General features: G+C 71.1%; 13 protein-coding genes. 6 read left to right on the top strand and 7 right to left on the bottom strand.

Annotated elements, in window-relative coordinates:
• Positions 1-13 precede the first annotated feature (13 nt).
• The 6 genes from FDO65_RS08455 to FDO65_RS08430 all read right to left on the bottom strand — a co-directional run bounded on the left by FDO65_RS08455 (position 14) and on the right by FDO65_RS08430 (position 7,569).
• Positions 14-1,021: a sugar phosphate isomerase/epimerase family protein gene (locus FDO65_RS08455; protein ID WP_137448886.1), complete on the bottom strand. Its 1,008-nt coding sequence runs from the start codon at positions 1,019-1,021 to the stop codon at positions 14-16.
• A 59-nt stretch (positions 1,022-1,080) separates the two neighbouring features.
• On the bottom strand, positions 1,081-2,295 hold the full coding sequence (locus FDO65_RS08450; RefSeq protein ID WP_205849853.1) for a Gfo/Idh/MocA family protein: 1,215 nt from the start codon (positions 2,293-2,295) through the stop codon (positions 1,081-1,083).
• Entirely contained in the window at positions 2,295-3,398 is a 1,104-nt protein-coding gene (locus FDO65_RS08445; RefSeq protein ID WP_137448885.1) for a substrate-binding domain-containing protein, read from the bottom strand. Before FDO65_RS08445 ends, FDO65_RS08450 begins: the two co-directional genes overlap by 1 nt.
• 104 nt (positions 3,399-3,502) lie before the next feature.
• Positions 3,503-4,561: an ABC transporter permease gene (locus FDO65_RS08440; RefSeq protein ID WP_137448884.1), complete on the bottom strand. Its 1,059-nt coding sequence runs from the start codon at positions 4,559-4,561 to the stop codon at positions 3,503-3,505.
• Positions 4,558-6,120 (bottom strand): sugar ABC transporter ATP-binding protein, encoded by a 1,563-nt coding sequence (locus FDO65_RS08435; protein ID WP_137448883.1) that lies wholly within the window; start codon positions 6,118-6,120, stop codon positions 4,558-4,560. Before FDO65_RS08435 ends, FDO65_RS08440 begins: the two co-directional genes overlap by 4 nt.
• 414 nt (positions 6,121-6,534) lie before the next feature.
• Positions 6,535-7,569, bottom strand: coding sequence for a substrate-binding domain-containing protein (locus FDO65_RS08430; RefSeq protein ID WP_205849852.1), 1,035 nt, complete (start codon positions 7,567-7,569; stop codon positions 6,535-6,537).
• Between the two features lie 125 nt (positions 7,570-7,694).
• Here FDO65_RS08430 and FDO65_RS08425 point away from each other — a divergent pair, with 125 nt between their 5' ends.
• The gene (locus tag FDO65_RS08425) at positions 7,695-8,357 is read left to right on the top strand and encodes a ThuA domain-containing protein (protein WP_137448881.1); all 663 of its coding nucleotides are present in this window, start codon (positions 7,695-7,697) and stop codon (positions 8,355-8,357) included.
• A gap of 11 nt (positions 8,358-8,368) precedes the next feature.
• The gene (locus FDO65_RS08420) at positions 8,369-9,445 is read left to right on the top strand and encodes a Gfo/Idh/MocA family protein (protein ID WP_205849851.1); all 1,077 of its coding nucleotides are present in this window, start codon (positions 8,369-8,371) and stop codon (positions 9,443-9,445) included.
• Between the two features lie 12 nt (positions 9,446-9,457).
• Here the strand turns inward: FDO65_RS08420 and FDO65_RS08415 are convergent, their stop codons facing one another.
• A complete protein-coding gene (locus tag FDO65_RS08415; protein ID WP_137448879.1) occupies positions 9,458-11,101 on the bottom strand; it encodes an MFS transporter in 1,644 nt (547 codons plus the stop codon).
• Between the two features lie 344 nt (positions 11,102-11,445).
• On the opposite strand from FDO65_RS08415, the gene typA reads away from it, so the two are divergent.
• From typA to FDO65_RS08395, 4 genes are all read left to right on the top strand, one after another.
• The gene (gene typA / locus FDO65_RS08410) at positions 11,446-13,302 is read left to right on the top strand and encodes a translational GTPase TypA (RefSeq protein ID WP_137448878.1); all 1,857 of its coding nucleotides are present in this window, start codon (positions 11,446-11,448) and stop codon (positions 13,300-13,302) included.
• Between the two features lie 52 nt (positions 13,303-13,354).
• Positions 13,355-15,286 carry an ABC transporter substrate-binding protein gene (locus tag FDO65_RS08405; protein WP_137448877.1) on the top strand — a complete coding sequence of 644 codons (1,932 nt, stop codon included), beginning with the start codon at positions 13,355-13,357 and terminating at the stop codon, positions 15,284-15,286.
• Positions 15,287-15,603: 317 nt separating this feature from the next.
• A complete protein-coding gene (locus FDO65_RS08400; protein WP_166442090.1) occupies positions 15,604-17,427 on the top strand; it encodes an ABC transporter family substrate-binding protein in 1,824 nt (607 codons plus the stop codon).
• Between the two features lie 139 nt (positions 17,428-17,566).
• Positions 17,567-19,090 carry an ABC transporter permease gene (locus tag FDO65_RS08395; RefSeq protein WP_137448875.1) on the top strand — a complete coding sequence of 508 codons (1,524 nt, stop codon included), beginning with the start codon at positions 17,567-17,569 and terminating at the stop codon, positions 19,088-19,090.
• Positions 19,091-19,102 lie beyond the last annotated feature (12 nt).

The following is a 19,102-nucleotide window of genomic DNA, read 5'->3' as shown; positions in this document are numbered from 1 at the left end:
CCCCTGGCCCTGGTCAGTCCTGTCGCGCGAAGGCGCTGTCGAAGGCGGCCTGCGGTCGGTCGAAGGCCATCCGCCGGACGAACGCCAGCGCCTCCGGGGCGCCGACCTCGCGGTCCATCCCGGCGTCCTCCCACTCCACCGAGATCGGCCCCGTGTAGTCGATGGTGTTGAGCATCCGGAAGCAGGCCTCCCACGGCACGTCGCCGTGCCCGGTGGAGACGAAGTCCCAGCCGCGGCGCGGGTCGGCCCAGGGCAGGTGCGAGCCGAGCCGGCCGTTGCGTCCGTTGCCGACCTGCCGCTTGGCGTCCTTGCAGTCGACGTGGTAGATCCGGTCCCGGAAGTCCCACAGGAACCCGACGGGATCCAGGTCCTGCCAGACGAAGTGGCTCGGATCCCAGTTCAGGCCCAAGGCCGGGCGGTGTCCGATGGCTTCGAGCGTGGCCACCGTCGTCCAGTAGTCGTAGGCGATCTCGCTGGGGTGCACCTCGTGGGCGAAGCGCACGCCGACTTCGTCGAACACGTCCAGGATCGGGTGCCAGCGGTCGGCGAAGTCCTGGTAGCCGGCGGCGACCTGCTGCTCGGTGACCGGCGGGAACATGGCCAGGTACTTCCAGCTGGCCGATCCGGTGAACCCGATGACGGTGTCGACGCCCAAGCCGGCGGCCGCCCGGGCGGTCAGCTGCATCGCGTGGGCCGCCCGGCGGCGGACGCCCTCGGGGTCCCCGTCGCCCCATACCTGCGGCGGCAGGATGGCCTGGTGGCGGGCGTCGATCGGGTCGTCACAGACGGCCTGCCCGGTCAGGTGGTTGGAGATCGCCCAGACCCGCAATCCGTAGCGGTCCAGGATCTCCCGGCGGGAGTCCAGGTAACCGGGTTCGTCGGCCGCGCGGAACACGTCGAGATGGTCGCCCCAGCAGGCGATCTCCAAGCCGTCGTAACCCCAGGAGGCGGCCATCTCGGCCACCTTTTCCAGTGGCAGGTCGGCCCACTGGCCGGTGAACAGGGTGATCGGTCGGGCCATGGCGGTGTCCTTGTCATCGGATCGAACGGGTTCGGGCTCTGGAGGTCGACGGACCGGGTTCAGCCCGCGGTTGCCGCGACTCGGTCGGAGGTCGGAACGGCGCGCCAGGTGCCGTCCGTGGCGCTGCGCTGCACCGCGTCCAGCACCCGCTGCACCTGCAGACCGGCGGCGAAATCCGGTTCCGCCCGACCCGCTCCGGCGACGGCGAGCAGGAAGTCGCGCATCTGGTGGGTGAAGGCGTGGTCGTAGCCGAGGCTGTGGCCGGGTGGCCACCAGCCCTCCAGGTACGGGTGCTCGGGCTCGGTGACGAGCAGCCTGCGGAAGCCCTCGCCGGCGGCCGGGCGGCGGCCGTCGTAGTACCAGAGCTCGTTGAGCGCTTCGAGGTCGAAAGCCAGACTGCCGTCCGAGCCGTTGACCTCGATGCGGAGGGCGTTCTTGCGGCCGGTGGCGAACCGGGTCGCCTCGAATGTGCCGACGGCCCCGCCGTCGAACCGGGCCAGGAACAGGGCGGCGTCGTCGACGGTCACCGGACCCCGGCCCGAGCCGGGAGTGGCACCCAGCCCGGCAGCGTCGTCGGGCAGCGGCCGCTCCGGGACGAACGTGCGGGTCAGGGCGGACACCGCGCTGATCCGCTGCCCGGTCAGGAATTGCGCGAGATCAGCGATGTGGGCTCCGATATCGCCCAAGGCCCCGGACCCGGCGTGCTCGGCCTGCAGGCGCCAGACCAGTGGGAACTCCGGGTCCACGATCCAGTCCTGGAGGTAGGCCGCCCGGACGTGCCGGATGGTGCCCAGCTCGCCGTCGGCGATCATGCGGCGGGCCAGGCTCAGCGCCGGCACCCGGCGATAGGTGAATCCGACCATGGCCGCGCCCCGGGCCTCCGCGGCCGCTGCCGCCATCTGCTCGGCCTCGGCCAGCGAGTTGGCCAACGGCTTCTCGCACAGCACGTGCTTGCCGGCGGCCAGCGCGGCGAGCGCGATCTCGGCGTGCGAGTCGCCGGGGGTGCAGATGTCGACGACGTCGACGTCCGGCCGCTCGACGGCGTCCCGCCAGGAGGTCGACGTCTGCGCCCAGCCGAGCCGCCGGGCCGCCGCGGCGACCTTCTCGGCGTCCCGGCCGACCAGCAGGCTCATCTCGGGCGCCACCGGCAGCTCGAACGCCCGGTGCACGTTGCGCCAGGCCATCGAGTGGGCCGCGCCCATGAACGCGTAGCCGATCATCGCCACCCGCACCGGCCGCGGGGTGACCGTGGTCCCCGTACTCGCTGGGCTCATCAGGATTCGAAGGCCGACGGCAGGTAGCTGTCGACGTTGTCCTTGGTGACCACGGCGGAGTACAGGGTGAAGCTCTTGGGCACCTCGAGCTCCTCGATCTCCGACAGGCCCTTCTCCAGCACGATCAACCGGGCCAGCTCCAGGCCGGACGCGGCCTGGGTGGACGGGTAGATGACCGTGGCCTTCAGGACGGTGTTGTCGTCCTTGATCGAGCGCATGACGTTGGCGGAGCCGGCCCCGCCGACCATGAAGAATTCGTTGCGGCCGGCGGCCTCGATGGCGGCGAGCACGCCGACCCCCTGGTCGTCGTCGTGGTTCCAGATCGCGTCAATCTTCGGCGCGGCCTGCAGCAGGTTGGCGGTGATCGCCTCACCGGAGTCGGCGGTGAACTCGGCCGACACCTGGTTGGTGACGGAGAACCCGTACGTCTGCAGGGCGTCCGCGAAGCCCTTGGACCGGTCGACGGTCAGCGGCAGGCTGGCGATGCCCTGGATCTCGGCGATGACCGGGTCGGCCGCTCCGGCGTCCTTGAGCCGCTGTCCGACGAAGTTGCCGGCCGAGACGCCCATCCCGTAGTTGTCGCCGCCGATGTAGGTCCGGTACGACAGTGGAGACGAGAAGACGCGGTCGACGTTGACGACCTCGATGCCGGCGTCCATCGCCTTGCGGGCGACGTCGGTCATCTGGGCGCCGTCGTAGGGCAGCAGCACGATGGCGTCCACCCCGTCGTTGATCAGGGTCTCGACCTGGGAGATCTGCTGGTTCACGTCGTTGGTGCCCTCGACGAAGCTGGCCTGCACGTCGGAGTACTGCTCGACGACCTTGCGGGCCTGGTCGGTGATCGAGGCCATCCAGCCGTGATCCGCCGCCGGGGCCGAGAAACCGATCCTGACCATCTGTCCTCCTGGGTTGCTGGCGGCGGGGCTGCTGGCCGCCCCGGTGGTTCCGGCGGTGCTGGTGGCGGCACTCTCGGGGGCGGCGTTGGACACGCAGGCCGACAGCACGGCGGTGCCGCCGAAGGCGAGCCCGGCGAACAGGAACGAGCGACGGGGGATCCCGCGCCGCACAACGGGTTCCGGCGGTGGCGGTTCGGAGGTGGGCATGGGCGCTCCTTGGGATGACCGGGTCGGGGACAGGGGCGGAAGCGGGCACGCCGGCGGTACGGCCCGGCGAACGGGAGTGACCGGACCGACGGCAGTGCCGGCGGTCAGGGCGAGATCGAGCTGCGGGCCAGGCGCTGCTGGAGCAGCACGGCGACGACGATGATCACGCCCTTGGCCACCGCCTGGGTCGAGGTGTCCAGGTTGTTGAGTGTGAAGACGTTGGACAGCACCGTGAAGATCAGCACCCCGATGACGGTGCCGACGATGGTGCCGCGGCCACCGGTCAGCAGCGTGCCGCCGATGACCACCGCGGCGATGGCGTCGAGTTCGTACCCCAGGCCCAGGTTGGACGAGCCCGAGTTGGTACGGGCGGCGATCAGCACGGCGGCGATGCCGCAGCACAGGCCCATCAGCGCGTAGAGGCCGACCGTGTGTCGGCGGACGTCGATCCCGGCTAGCCGGGCCGCCTCCGGGTTGCCGCCCACGGCATAGGTGCGGCGCCCGAAGGTGGTGCGATTCAACAGCACCCAGCCGATCACGCCGACGGCGAGGAAGACCAGGATCTGCACCGGGACGCCGAACAGGTCGCCGTTGAAGAAGTTCTTGAAGCCGTCGTCGCGGATCACCTGGGTCCGCTTGGCCGAGATGACCTCGGCCAGTCCCTTGGCCGCGGCCATGGTCGCCAGCGTCATGATGAATGGCACGATGGGCCCGTAGGCGATGAACAGGCCGTTGACGACGCCGCAGATGGTCCCGACCAGCAGGGCCACCATCACCATCGGCCACCACGACCCGGACAGCGACTGGGTGGCCACGGTGGTGGCCCAGACCGACGAGAGCGCGACGAGCGAACCGATGGACAGGTCGATCCCGCCGCCGATGATCACGAACGTCATGCCGATGCTGAGCACCCCGATGACCACCGACAGGGTCAGGATGGTGCGGATGTTGGAGCCGGCGCCGAACCGGTCGCCCGCGGTCAGGAAACCGATGACGCAGAGCACGACCAGTGCGGCGACCAGGCCCAGATGGCGGCCCAGGGGACCGGACAGCACGCTCGTGCGCCGGGCGGTCGGCGGCTCCGGCGGCGGCTCGCTGCCGATGCCCGACAGTTCCGGTCCGGTCGCGGCTGCGCCGGCCGCGGCCGGGACTCCGGTCTTCATGCCGCCGTCCCCTTCGAGGAAGTTCCCTGCACGGCAGTCCCTTTCATGACGAGATCGAGCACGCCGTGCTCGTCGATGTCGGTGGCCGGGCCCTCGTGGACGACGGCGCCGTCGGCCATCACCAGCACCCGGTCGGCCAACCCGAGTACCTCCTCGACCTCACTGGAGACGACCACGACGGCCACCCCGGAATCGGCCAGCGTCCGGACGACGGCGTAGATCTCGGAGCGGGCGCCGACGTCGACTCCGCGGGTCGGTTCGTCCAGCAGCAGCACCCGGCAGCCGCGGGCCAGCCAGCGCGCCAGGACGGCCTTCTGCTGGTTTCCCCCGGACAGCGTGCGGATGATGCGGCGCGGGTCGTTCGGGCGGATCTCCAGGTCGTCGATCTGGGTGCGCGCCTGCCGCAGCTCACGCGCGCGGTCGAGGAAGCCGAAGCGGGACGTCCGCCGCAGCGTGGCGGCGCCGATGTTGACCGACACCGACTCGTCCAGCAGCAGACCCTGGGCCTTGCGCTCCTCCGGGCACAGGCCCATCCCGGCCGCGACGGCGGCCGGGACCGACCCGCGACGAACCGGCCGGCCGTCGACCAGTACCCGGCCGGCGTCGGCCCGGCGGGCCCCGAAGACGGTCTCGATGACCTCGCTGCGGCCGGCCCCGACCAGTCCGGCGAAGCCGACGATCTCGCCGGCCCGGACGCCGAAGCTCACGTCGGTGAACTCGCCGCGCCGCGAGAGACCCTGCACCGACAGCACTTCCGGTGCGTCGCCCGGCACCCCGGGTCGGGCGGGGAAGACGTACTCGATGGACCGTCCGGTCATCAGCGCGATCAGTTCGGCCGTCGGGGTGTCCCGGGCGGCCAGCCCGGCGGCGACCACCCGGCCGTCCTTCAGGACGGTGATCCGGTCGCCGATCCGGCGGATCTCCTCCAGTCGGTGGGAGATGTAGACGACGGCGATGCCGTCCCGCCGCAGGTCCTCGACCAGCCGGAACAGGCTCTCCACCTCGTGCGGGTCGAGCACCGCGGACGGTTCGTCCATCACGATCAGCCGGACGTCGTGGCTCAGTGCCCGGGCCATCGAGACCACCTGCTTCTGCGCCATCGACAGCAGGCGCAGCTCGGTGTCCGGGTGGATCTCCGGGTGGCCGAGCCGCACGAGCAGTCGTCGGGTGGCGTCGGTGGTGGCCCGTCGACGGCTGTAGCCGGCGGTGCTGAGTTCGTGTCCCAGATAGACGTTCTCGGCGACCGACAGGCCGTCGACCAGGTCGAGTTCCTGGTAGATCGTCGCGATGCCGGCGCGGACGGCGGCGGCCGGCCCGGAGAACCGTACGGGCTGCTCGTCCCACAGCAGCTCACCGGCGTCCGGTATGTGCACCCCGGCCAGGACCTTGATGAGGGTTGACTTGCCGGCCCCGTTCTGGCCGAGCAGGCAGTGCACCTCGCCCGCCCGCACCTGGAGCGACACGTCGTCCAGCGCGCGCACACCGGCGAACTGCTTGACGATGCCGTGCATCGCCAGCAGGGGTTCACCGGCGGGGGCCGGGGGTGTCGGGTCGGTCATGCTGCGCCTCTCGCGCCGAGGGCACCCGCCTGCTCCGGTGAGGGACGGCGACGGCGGCGCCCGGTGTGATGCGGACGACTATGGGGGGCGCGAGCGCTCGGCGTCAAGCAATGTTGCGCAATATTTCGAAGCGTGATCGGGATGTGACCGCCGAACTACGGCAGGCCGGGATGGCCGCGGGGACGGGACGAAGCGCGGAGACGACTGGCGCAGCGGGCGAATACGGCGGGCCCGGGGTCACGCGCTGCTGGCCCTCCCGACCCGGCCGGCCAGACGGATGGTCGGCCGGACCCGGTCGTCACGGCGCTGACGCGGCGGCGGGTCGAAACTTTCGACATTCCGGCACACCGGAGGCATTCGCCTGGCCCGCGGCGATGGCGCCCGGACCGCCGACTTCTGCGGTTCTGCGCGCCTTCAGCGCGCCGGCGCCGGACCGGTACTGGCCCGTTCCACCAGGACGGTGGACAGCTCCAGACGCTGGCTGGACGCGGTCTGGCCGGCCATCAACCGGAGCAGCACACTGGCTGCGGTGGCACCCATCTCACGGACCGGCTGGCGCACCGTGGTCAGCGCCGGGGTGATCCAGCGGGCCTCGGGCAGGTCGTCGAAGCCGACCACCGAGAGGTCGTCCGGGATGCTCAGACCGCGGGCCGCCGCGGCCTCGTAGACCCCCAGGGCCATCCGGTCGGAACAGGCGAAGATCGCGGTCGGCGGGCGACGCAGCGCGAGCAACCGGGTGGCCTGGGCGAACGCCCCGGTCCGGGTCCAATCGGCATCCCGGACCAGCTCGGGGGCGATGCGCTCGCCGGCCGCGGCCAGGGCCGACCGGTACCCGTCCAGCCGGGCCTGGCTGTACAGGTGACTGCTCAGGCCGCCGATCACGCCGATCCGCCGATGCCCGAGGCCGAGCAGGAACTCGGTCGCGCTGTACCCGCCGGCCCAATTGGTCGCGCCGACGGTCGCGATCCCCGGGGTGGGATCGGCCCCCGGATCCAGGAGCACCACGGCGATCTCGGCCGCCCGGAGCCGGCGGATCTCCGCCGCCGTCGGCGTCACCAGGGCCAGCACCGCGCCCCGGCTGCGCCGCGCGATCAAGCGGTCGACCCAGTCCGGCGAGTCGGGGCGGCCGTGCGCCACGGTCAGCACCACGTCCCGGCCGGACTCGGAGACGATCTCCTCGACGCCGGCGAGCATCGAGGTGGCCCACGAGCCCTCGATGCCCGGAACCACCAGGTCGACCAGACCCGGGGTCCGCGGGGCGGTCTCGGGCTCGGGGAAGGGGTAGCCGGCCGACCGCAACAGCTCGGTGACCCGGGAACGCGTGGTCTCCGAGACGTCGCTGCGGCCGTTGAGCACCTTGGACACGGTGGGCACGGCGACGCCCGCCTCGGCGGCGATGGCCGCCAGGGTCGGGGAACCGGACCGACGGCGACGGGCGGGCGTGGACACCGGCTGATCATCGCGGGCTCGTAAGTGTTGCGCAACTATCCGATCTCGTGTGAGGTGGGCCGCAACCCCGTCCGAGTCCGCTGAGCGGGGACCCAGTCCACGCATTGCCGAGCCGGGAGGACGCCGTGACCGCACCACGACGCCGGGCGCTGGTCGTCCGAGGTGGTTGGCCGGGTCATGCGCCGGAGGAGACGACGGACCTGGTCGTACCCGTGCTGCGCGACGCCGGCCACTCGGTGGAGATCGCCGACGACCTCGACGTCTACCTCGATGCCGCTCGCCTGCAGGACCTCTCGGTGATCGTGCAGTGTTGGACGCTGGGCCGGATGTCGGCCGAGCACTGCGCGGGGTTGACCGGTGCGGTCGCGAGCGGCGTCGGGTTCGGTGGCTGGCACGGCGGTGTCGTCGATGCGTTCCGCTCCCGGCCCGAGTACCTGCAGATGGTCGGCGGCCAGTTCGTCGCCCACCCCGGCGGCCATGTCGACCACCGGATCGAACTGGTTCCCGAACGGGCCGACCATCCGATCGTCGCCGGCCTGCCGTCCTCGTTCGCCGTGCACACCGAGCAGTACTGGGTGTTGGCCGACGATTACAACGACGTGCTGGCCACCACCACGATCGCGCCGGGGGAGCAGTGGGACCGGCCGGTGACCTGTCCGGCCGTCTGGACCAGGAACTGGGGCCACGGAAGGGTTTTCGTCTGCACCCTCGGGCACTCCCCGGAGGACCTCGACCACCCGGTCACCCGGGCCGTCGTACAGCGCGGGTTGCGTTGGGCGGCCCGGTGACCGTTCGTCCGTTGCGCACCGCCGTCGTCGGAGCCGGAGCCGTCAGCGAGCAGTACGTGGCCACGCTGGCCGGCCGCCCGCAGGTGCGGTTCGTCGCCGTGGTCGACCGTCGCGCGGACCGGGCCGCCGCGCTGGCCGACCGCCTGCCCGGCGCGCGTGTCGCCACGTTGTCCGCAGTCCTTGCCGCCGCCGACGTCGACCTGCTGCTCAACCTCACCGTGCCGTCGGAGCATGCCGCGATCACGCGCGCCGGCCTGCGGGCCGGACGTCACGTGTTCAGCGAAAAACCGCTGGGCATCTCCGCGGCCGACGCCGTCGACCTCCCGGCCCTGGCCGGTCCCGGCCACCGGCTGGCCTGTGCTCCGGACACCGTGCTCGGCACCGGTCTGCAGACGGCCCGGGCCGCCGTGGCGGACGGGCTCATCGGGACCCCGGTGTCCGCCCACGCCGTCATGGTCACTCCGGGACACGAGCGCTGGCACCACCATCCGGAGTTCTTCTACCGGGCTGGTGGCGGACCGTTGCTCGACATGGGGCCCTACTACCTCACCGCGCTGGTGCATCTGCTCGGACCGGTGGCGACCGTCAACGGGATCGGCACCCGACCACGGCCGGTGCGGCGCATCGGGCGAGGTCCGCGGGCCGGCGACGAATTCGGGGTCGAGGTGGACACCCACGAGACGGCGCTGCTGCGCCACGCCGGCGGCGCGGTCAGCACCGTCACCATCAGTTTCGACGGCGTGGGCACACTGGCGCCACCGATCGAGATCCACGGCACGAGAGGCTCCATCGCGGTACCCGACCCCAACCACTTCGCCGGCACGGTGCGGTTGCGCCGCCTGGGGGAGCGGCAGTGGACCGACCTGCCGGACCGGGCCGGGGCGGTGGACGCCGCCCGCGGTTCCGGGGTGCTGGACCTGGCGGACGCCATCGCGACCGGCCGTCCGGCGCAGGCCGACCCGGGCATCGCCGCGCACGTCCTGGAGACCGTGCTGGCCGTGCGCCGGTCCGCTCGTCGGGACGGCACGGCGATCGCCGTCCGCTCCCGTCCGACCGTGCCGCCCCGGGTGCCGTTGACGGCGTGCTGATCGGGTGGCTGCTCAGCCGACCGCGGTCGGGACGTCCGGGTCGGGGGTGACGACGCCGGGGCGCAGCAGCAGACCAGTCAGCAGCGCCCCGCCCGCGAAGACGGCGGCCGACACCCAGAACGCGGTGCTGTAGCCGCTGACCGCGGCCTCCGCCTGGAGTCGCGCGGCCTGGGCGGCGGTGGCGTCGGGGCCTGGTCGGTGGTCGGTCAGCCAGGCGATGGTGGCGTTCGCGGCGACGGTGTTGAGCAGCGACGTGCCGATGGCCGCACCGATCTGCTGGGCGACGTTGACCATCGCTGATCCCACCCCGGCGTCGGACGGTCGGATGCCCCGGGTCGCCACGTTGGTGGAGAAGGAGAACACCAGCCCGAGTCCCAGGCCGAAGACCAGCGACGCCGGCAGCACGTGGGTGACGAACTCGCCGTCCACCGTGATGCGGGTGAAGAGGATCAACCCGGCGGCGGCGACCAGCATCCCGATCGGCATCATCAGCTTGGGGCTGTACCGGGGGACCAGCAGGGAGCCGCTGACCGCCGAGGTCACCACGATCAGCGCGGCCATCGGCAGGAACCCGACCCCGCTGACGACCGGCGAGAAGCCGAGGATCTGCTGCATGTAGAAGGTCAGGAACAAAAACACCCCGAACATGCCCAGCCCGGTGAGGAAGATCGACAGCATCGCCCCGCCGCGGTCCCGATCGGCGACCACCCGCAGCGGCAGGAGCGGGTGGCCAGACCGGCTCTCGACCACCACGAACGCCAGCAGCAGCGCCACCCCGGCGGCGAGCATCGACAAGGTCTGCGCGGCCAGCCAGCCGTCCGTCTCGGCCAACGAGAACCCGTAGACCACCGCGAACAGCCCCAGGCAGACGCTGACCACCCCCGGCCAGTCCATCGGCGTGCGATTGCGCTCCTGCCCGCGGGGGAGCAGCACCCAGGCGCCGGCGAACGCGACGGCGGCGAACCCCAGGTTGACGAACAGGCACCAGCGCCAGGAGAACCACTCGGTCAGCGCCCCGCCCAGCAGCAGGCCGATCGCCGCGCCGGAGCCGGCCACCGCGCCGAACACCCCGAACGCCCGCCCGCGCTCCCTGACATCGGGGAACGTCGTGGTCAGTGCGGACAGCACCGCGGGGGCCAGCAGGGCCCCGAAGACGCCCTGCACGGCCCGGGCGACGAGCAGCTGGCCGATGGTGGTGGCCGTACCGCCGACCGCCGAGGCCACCGCGAAACCGACCAGCCCGACGAGGAACATCTCCCGGCGACCGAACCGGTCCGACAGTCGCCCACCGACCAGCAGCAGGCTGCCGAACCCGAGCGCGTAGGCGGTGATCACCCACTGCCGGTACTGGTCGCCGAACCCGAGGTCGGCCTGGGCCGACGGCAACGCGATGTTCACGATCGTGCCGTCCAGCACCACCATCAGCTGGGCCAGGCCCAGCACCGCCAGCACCCACCAGCGACGGGGGTCCGTTGCGGCCGGCTCGCCGGGTGCCGACCCGGGCAGACCGGGGAGGTCGAAACAGACGATCGGATCGCTGGAACGGGACGCGCCCGCCACGGTGCCCGCGGGCGCGCCCAGCCGCTCGACCGGGTCCGCCGCCGACTCCGGCGGGTCCGCCGGATCCGGGTGAGAGGAACGATCGTTGCTGGTCATGGCCGCCTCCGGGATGTCCTGTCCGAGATCATGACGGGTCGGCGGGCACTGCCGGATCAGGACGTGACGGTCACCACCGGTTCGGGCGCCGACTCGCGTCGCCGCCGCTCGCCTGACTAGCCGGTCGATCGCGCCGGGCTCCTTCGTCGCCCAGGCGTGGTCGCCCGGCTCACTGTGCTGTCTGGCGGTATCGCAAGCTCCACCGACTAGAATGGGCCTGTTGTGCTGCCGTGCTGCGAGGTGGCTGACCCCTGCCGGACCGCCGCGACGACCGCGTCGGGCCCGGCCCCCACCACCTTGAGGAGTACTGAGCCGTGCCCGGTAGTGCCCATCCCGTCCCGTCCGTGCGATCCACCGGACCGGCGTCCCGCGACGATCTGCGGAACATCGCCATCGTCGCCCACGTCGACCACGGCAAGACCACGCTCGTCGACGCCATGCTCTGGCAGTCGGGCGCCTTCCGCGCCGGCTCCACCCAGAACGACCGGGTGATGGACTCCAACGACCTGGAGCGCGAAAAGGGCATCACCATCCTGGCCAAGAACACCGCGGTCAAGCGGGGCGACATGACCATCAACATCGTCGACACCCCCGGCCACGCCGACTTCGGCGGCGAGGTGGAGCGGGCGCTGTCCATGGTCGACGGCGTCGTGCTGCTGGTCGACGCGTCCGAGGGTCCCCTGCCGCAGACCCGGTTCGTGCTCCGCAAGGCGCTGGCCGCCCGGCTGCCCGTCGTCCTCGTCATCAACAAGACCGACCGTCCGGACGCCCGGATCGACGAGGTCGTCGACGAGACCTACGCGCTGTTCCTCGACTTGGACGCCGACGACGACCAGATCGAGTTCCCGATCGTCTACTGCTCCGGCCGCGCCGGGAAGGCCTCGCTGAGCAAGCCGGGCAACGGCGAACTGCCCGACGCCGAGAATCTCGACGCCCTGTTCGACGTGCTGCTGGAGACCATCCCGGCCCCCCGCTACACCCCGGACGCGCCGCTGCAGGCGCAGGTGACCAACATCGACGCGTCCCCGTTCCTGGGCCGTATCGCGATGTGCCGGATCATCGAGGGCACCATCACCAAGGGCCAGCAGGTCGCCTGGATCAACCTCGACGGCACCGTCACCCGGACCCGCATCAGCGAGCTGCTGATGACCGAGGCGCTGACCCGCGTCCCCGTCGAGTCGGCCACCGCCGGTGACCTCATCGCCGTCGCCGGCATCGCCGACATCACCATCGGCGAGACCCTGGCCGATCCGGAGAACCCGATCCCGCTCCCGCCGATCACCGTCGACGAGCCGGCCATCTCGATGACCGTCGGCATCAACACCTCGCCGCTGGCCGGCCGGGACGGCGGCACCAAGCTGACCGCCCGCCAGGTGAAGAACCGGCTCGACGCCGAACTCGTCGGCAACGTCTCCATCCGCGTCCTCGACACCGAGCGCCCCGACACCTGGGAGGTGCAGGGCCGCGGTGAGCTGGCCCTGGCCATCCTGGTCGAGACCATGCGCCGGGAGGGCTTCGAGCTCACCATCGGCAAGCCGCAGGTCGTCACCAAGATCGTCGACGGCAAGAAGCTGGAGCCGTTCGAGCGGCTGACCATCGACGCCCCCGAGGACTACCTCGGTGCCATCACCCAGCTGCTGGCCGTCCGCAAGGGCCGCATGGAGACGATGAGCAACCACGGCACCGGCTGGGTGCGGCTGGAGTTCCACGTCCCGTCCCGTGGCCTCATCGGCTTCCGGACCGCGTTCCTCACCGAGACCCGCGGCACCGGCATCGCGTCGGCCATCTTCGACGGGTACGGCCCCTGGGCCGGCGATCTGCGGGCACGCCCGACCGGGTCGCTCGTGGCCGATCGGGCCGGCAAGGCCACCCCGTTCGCGATGTTCTCCCTGCAGGAGCGGGGCACGATGTTCGTCCCGCCGACCACCGAGGTCTACGAGGGCATGGTCGTGGGGGAGAACTCCCGTTCCGACGACATGGACGTCAACATCACCAAGGAGAAGAAGCTCACCAACATGCGGTCCTCGACCGGTGACGAGCTCGTCCACCTGGTCCCGGCCCGGCTGCTCAACCTCGAGCAGGCGCTGGAGTTCTGCTCCGACGACGAGTGCGTCGAGATCACCCCGGTCAACGCCCGTATCCGCAAGGTGCTGCTGACCGCCAACGAGCGGGCCAAGAACCGGTCCAAGAACAAGGCGTGAGTCGCGGCCGGCGACGGCCACGGCCGTCGCCGGCGCTCTCTAGGCTGGGTCAGTGACACTGACCCGGCGCCGGCTGCTGCGCGTCGGCACGCTGGGCGCGGCCGCCCTCGCGGCCGCGGCGTGCACGCCGTACGGGCTGCCCGCGCCGATCGCCCCCAGCGGTGAGTCCTCGGCCTCCGCCCGGCCGCCGGAACCGGGGACCATCGTGGTCGGGTTGGACGGGCCCGGGGTCCCGGTCACCGGGTTCAACCCGTACGCCATCGCCGACTGGTCGCCGGCGGCCGCCGCGGTGGCCGGGCTGGTCCTGCCGTCGGTGTTCACCATCGGGCGGGACGGCCGAGCGGTGATCGACGTCGACGTGGTCGACGCCGTCACCGTCACCTCGACCGAACCGTTCACCGTCACCTACACCCTCGACCGCAAGGCGTCGTGGTCGGACGGAACCCCGGTCACTGCCGAGGATTTCGCCTACCTGCGCGATCAACTGCTCACCCAGCCGGCCACCGTCGACACGGCCGGCTACCGGCTCATCACGGCGATCCGGTCGCGGGACGCCGGCAAGACGGTCGACGTCGAGTTCGCGACCTCGTTCCCGGGCTACCCGTCGCTGTTCTCGCCGCTGCTGCCGTCCCACATCCTCAAGGACAGCCCCGCCGGGTGGGCCGGTGCGCTCTCCTCCGACATCCCGGTCTCCGGGGGCCGGTTCCGGATGAACCCGTACGACCCGGTGACCGGGCAGATCACGCTGGCCCGCAACGACAAGTACTGGGGCGCGCAGCCCGGGCCGGCGGCGGTGGTCCTGCGGCTGGGCAGCCCGGCCGACCTCATCGCCGCCTACGGTCGCGGTGACGTGCAGGCCCTGTGGCTCGCCCCCGGTGCGGAGACCGATGCGCTGCTGGATGACGCCGTGCCGGCCGAGCGACGGGTCGTCGTGCCCGCCCCCGCCACCGTCCAGTTGGTGTTCAACGCCGCGATCGGACCGGGCACCGCGTCCGCCGCGGCGACCGGGTCCCCGTCGACCACGGGAGCCACGACCGCCGGGGGCACCGGCTCCGCAGGACGGCTGACGCTCGATCCGGCCGTCCGGGCGGCCATCGCGCAGGCCGTCGTCCCCGCGGACGTCGCAGCCGAACTGGGCGCGGGTCGGGCCGCCGGGGTCCTGCCGGTGCGCTCGCAGGTGCGCCTGCCGGCGCAGTCCGACGGCGCAGCGGTCGAGGGGGACTGGTCGTCCGCGGAACTGCCCGTGCCCACCGGCGACGCGGCGGCCGCCCGCCGTCGGCTCAGCGACGCCGGCTGGACGACGGACGGTCTGTACGCGACCCGGGGCGGTGAGGTGCTGACCCTGACCCTGGGCTACCCCAGTGGCCACCGCCGGCTGGCCGCGGTGGCGCGGACGCTGCAGACCCAGCTCGGAGCCGCGGGGATCCAGGTTGTGCTGCTGGCGGACGCCGCGACCACGCTGCTGGCCACCCGGGTGGCCACCGGAAGCCTGGACCTCGCGCTGGTGACCGTCCCGCGGGGCGCCGACGACGCCGTCGCCGCGGCCACCGCCTTCAGCTGTCCGCGGGTGGCCGGGGCGTCGTCCGGCGCCTCGGCCGCCGTCGAGCCGCTGGTCGACGCGGCCGCCGGCCGCTCGGAGACGACCGCCGAACCCGAGGGCGATGCCGCGTCGACGTCGACCGCTCCCTCGACGACCACAGCCACCCCCGATGCCGCCGCCGCGGTCGCCACCGAGCCACGCACCGGCAACCTGTCGGGACTGTGCTCGTCCGCGGTCCAGCCCGGGCTGGTCGCCGCGTTGGCCGCCGGGACGGTACCCGACGTCGACGAGCCGTTGTGGGCGGCACTGCCGGTGCTGCCGCTCGCCCAGCCGACCACCACGTTCGCGGTGGGCAGTGGGCTGCAGAGCCTGCTGGACGGGCCGGTGGCGGGGTGGACCTGGACCACGCCGCTGCAGGGCGCCCAGAACTGGCCGTCCGGCTGAGGCGCGTCCGCGTCCGCAGCTGCCGTTGTGGTGCACAATGGCCTAGTTAACCTCTGGTAACTACTGGGCGACGAAAAGTAATGTTGCCGCAGGTCATCTTGCCGACAAGGTTTGCGGACTGGAATTGGTGTTTCGCGGAATCCTGCGGCAGAATCGCTCGCGGACCGGGGTGACCCGGGCCACAGTCGATCACGATTCTGTTACCAGGGCGCCCGGATAGTGGGAACGCTCGTAAGGTCGACAGGTCACTGACAGCTGAGGCTTCAGACGCGTTCGGTAGTGGCGCCGCCACTGGCGAGGACCTTCGAGGAGGACTGTTGAGACGGACACAGAAGGGCACAGGGACACTGCTCCTGAGCCTTGTCGCCGCGGGTGCCCTGGTGGCCGGGTGCACGACATCGGGCGGCGGATCGACGTCGTCGTCCGCGGCTCCGACCGGCGGCAGCGGCAGCGCGACCAGCAATACCGGTACCGCCCCGTCCGAGGGAACCATCACCTACGCGGCCGAGCAGGACTTCTACGCGTACAACACCTTCACCGTGGACGGCAATGCGACGGCCAACCAGACCGTGCTCAACCAGGTGCTGCGCGGGTTCTCCTACGTCGACAACAAGGGCGCCGTCCAGCTGGACACCGAGTTCGGGACGATCGAAAAGACCTCGGACGACCCGCTGACGGTCAAGTACACGCTCAACGACAAGGCCGTCTGGTCCGACGGCCAGCCGATCGGCTGCGCCGACCTGCTCATGCTGTGGGCCGCCTCGTCGGGCTACTACAACAAGGACGGCTCGACCAACCCCAACGGTCCGACCGCCGACTCGACCAACCTGTTCGACGCCGCGTCCACCACCGGTATCGAGGACACCAACAAGCCGACCTGCAAGGACGGCGACAAGACGATCACGCTGGTCTACCGGACCCCGTTCGTCGACTGGGAGTCCGCCTTCGCCACCTCCTCGGGCGGCAGCATCGTTCCGGCGCACGTCGCCGCCAAGGCCGCCGGCACCGACACCGCCGGCGTGGTCGACGCGATCACCAACGACAAGGCCGACGTCCTGACCAAGGTCGCCGACTTCTGGAACACCGGCTGGGCCCTGAACAAGGACACCGGTCTGCCCAGCGCCGACGTCATCCCGGCCAGCGGCCCGTACTACATCGACTCCTGGCAGCCGGGTCAGTCGATCACGCTGAAGGCCAACCCGAAGTGGTGGGGCACCCCGGCGAAGACCGGGACCGTCGTCATGCGGTTCATCGACCAGAGCCAGCAGGTTTCCGCCCTGCAGTCCGGCGAGGTCGACGTCATCGAGCCGCAGGCCAACCCGGACAGCCTGGCCGCACTGAACGCGCTGGGCAGCGCGGTCAACGTGCAGTCCGGCTCGCTGTTCACCTACGAGCACCTCGACCTGAACGTCAACCAGGCGTTCAGCAACGAGAAGCTGCGTGAGGCGTTCTTCAAGTGCGTGCCCCGGCAGCAGATCATCGACAACCTGATCAAGCCGTCGCAGCCGGACGCCACCATCCTCAACTCGCTGATGCTGCAGCAGGGTCAGCCGGCGTACGACGAGGTGGCCGCCGCCTCCGGGTTCAGCGCCTACGACCAGGTCGACCTGGACGGTGCCAAGGCCGCGTACGCCGCGTCCGGGGCGCCGGCCGGACAGACCGTCCGCATCATCCACATCGACCCGAACCCGCGCCGGACCAACGAGGTCGCCCTGATCAAGTCGTCCTGCGACCAGGTCGGCTTCAACATCCAGGACACCCCGCTGGCCAGTGACGCCTTCGGTGCCGCCCGCTCCGGCGGCGACTACGACGTCGCGCTGTTCGCCTGGGCCGGATCCGGTCTGTTCGGCTCCATCTCGGCGCAGTACGCGTCGAAGGACAACGGTGGCCCGCAGAACACCGCCGGCTGGTCGGACCCGGCCGTCGACGAGGCGTTCACCAAGCTGAACTCCTCGACCGACGAGCAGACGATCGTGGACGAGCTGAAGAAGGTCGACCAGATCTACGCCCAGAAGTACTGGTCGATCCCGCTGTTCACCTTCCCGGGCCTGCTCGCGAGCAACTCGAACGTCACCGGCGTCGAGCTGAACTCCGGCCAGACCCAGGGCACCTGGAACATGCAGGACTGGGCTCGTAGCTGACCCAGCACCCTCGTCGGGGCCCGTGTCCGAGTGGAATCCACTCGGACACGGGCCCCGATTGGGGAAAGGGGTCCGTCCGCCGCCGCGCGTGCGTACCCTTCGTGACACCCGTCTCGCCGCAACGGGTAGGAGCCCACCGTTGACCACCTTCATCCTGCGCCGCCTGGTCATCTCGTTCTTCGTGCTGCTGGCCGCCACCTTCGTGGTGTACGTGCTGGTCGCGAACGCCGGTGACCCGCGCACGGCCCTGCTGGAGTCCGCCGACCCCAGCCGAGAGGCCAAACTCGCCGCCCTGACGGCGAACCTGAATCTCGACACCCCCGTCGTCGGCCGGTACTTCATCTGGCTGAAGGGCGTGGCCGGCTGCTTCGTCGGCAGCTGTGATCTCGGCACCAACGTCACCGGGACCCCCGTCGCGGGGCTGCTGTCCGTGGCCATCGGGTCGACCCTGCAGCTGGTGCTGTTCGCCACCGTGACCGCCATCGTCTTCGGCGTGCTGGTCGGCATCGTCACCGCGTTGCGGCAGTACTCCGGCCTGGACTACTCGGTGACGTTCCTGGCGTTCCTCTTCTTCTCGCTGCCGGCGTTCTGGATCGCCGTGCTGCTCAAGCAGTTCCTGGCCATCAAGTTCAACTCGTGGCTGCTGAACCCGATCATCCCGTTGTGGATCACCGTCGCGGTCGCGCTGATCGGCGGCCTGCTGCTGATGACGCTGATCGGCGGCGACCGCCGGACCAAGCTGTTGTCGTTCGGGGTCGGGGCGGCCATCCTGGCCGGGATCTGCCTGTATTTGGACCTGACCAAGTGGTTCGCCCAGCCGGCCATCGGCCCCGGCATCATCATCGTCGGTTCGTTGGCCACCGCGGTCGGGGCGACCGCCCTGCTGGCCGGCTTCCGCACCTACAACGTGCTGATCTGCTGCCTGGTCGTCGCGGCCATCGGCATCGGCTGCTACTTCGGTCTGCAGTGGCTGCTCGACATCTCCACGCTCGGCACGATCCTCATCCTGGCCGTCGTGACCGTCGTGGTGTCCGGGCTGGTCGGCTTCGTCGGCGGCGGTCTGCTGCGGTCCCAGGCGGTGAAGGCCTGCATCCTCACCGGCCTGGGGGTCGGGGCGCTGATCTTCGCCGACCGGCTGCTGGTCGCCGTGCCGGACTACTCGCAGCAGGTGCGGGGCATCCTGATCGCCACCATCGGTTCCAACACCCCGAACTTCACCGGCGACTTCTGGCAGACCACGCTCGACACCCTCGGCCACCTGCTGCTGCCGTCGATCGTGATCGTGCTCATCTCCTTCGCGACCTACACCCGGTACACCCGGTCGTCGATGCTCGAGGTGATGAACCAGGACTACGTCCGCACCGCCCGGGCCAAGGGCCTGACGGAGCGGACCGTCGTCGTCCGGCACGCGTTCCGCAACGCCATGATCCCGGTGACCACCCTGATGGCCATCGACTTCGGCGCGGTCATCGGCGGCGCGGTCATCACCGAGACCGTCTTCGGCTGGCAGGGGATGGGCAAGCTCTTCACCGACGCGCTACGGGTGCCCGACCCGAACCCGGTGATGGGGTTCTTCCTCGTCACCGGCACCGCGGTGGTGGTGTTCAACATGATCGTGGACATCCTGTACGGGGTTCTCGACCCCCGGATCCGGTTGTCGTGACGGGCGAGCGAG

The organism is Nakamurella flava (assembly GCF_005298075.1).
Classification (GTDB): Bacteria; Actinomycetota; Actinomycetes; order Mycobacteriales; family Nakamurellaceae; genus Nakamurella; species Nakamurella flava.
Note: the sequence above shows the minus strand (reverse complement) of the source record. Positions and strands in the feature narration are given on the sequence as shown.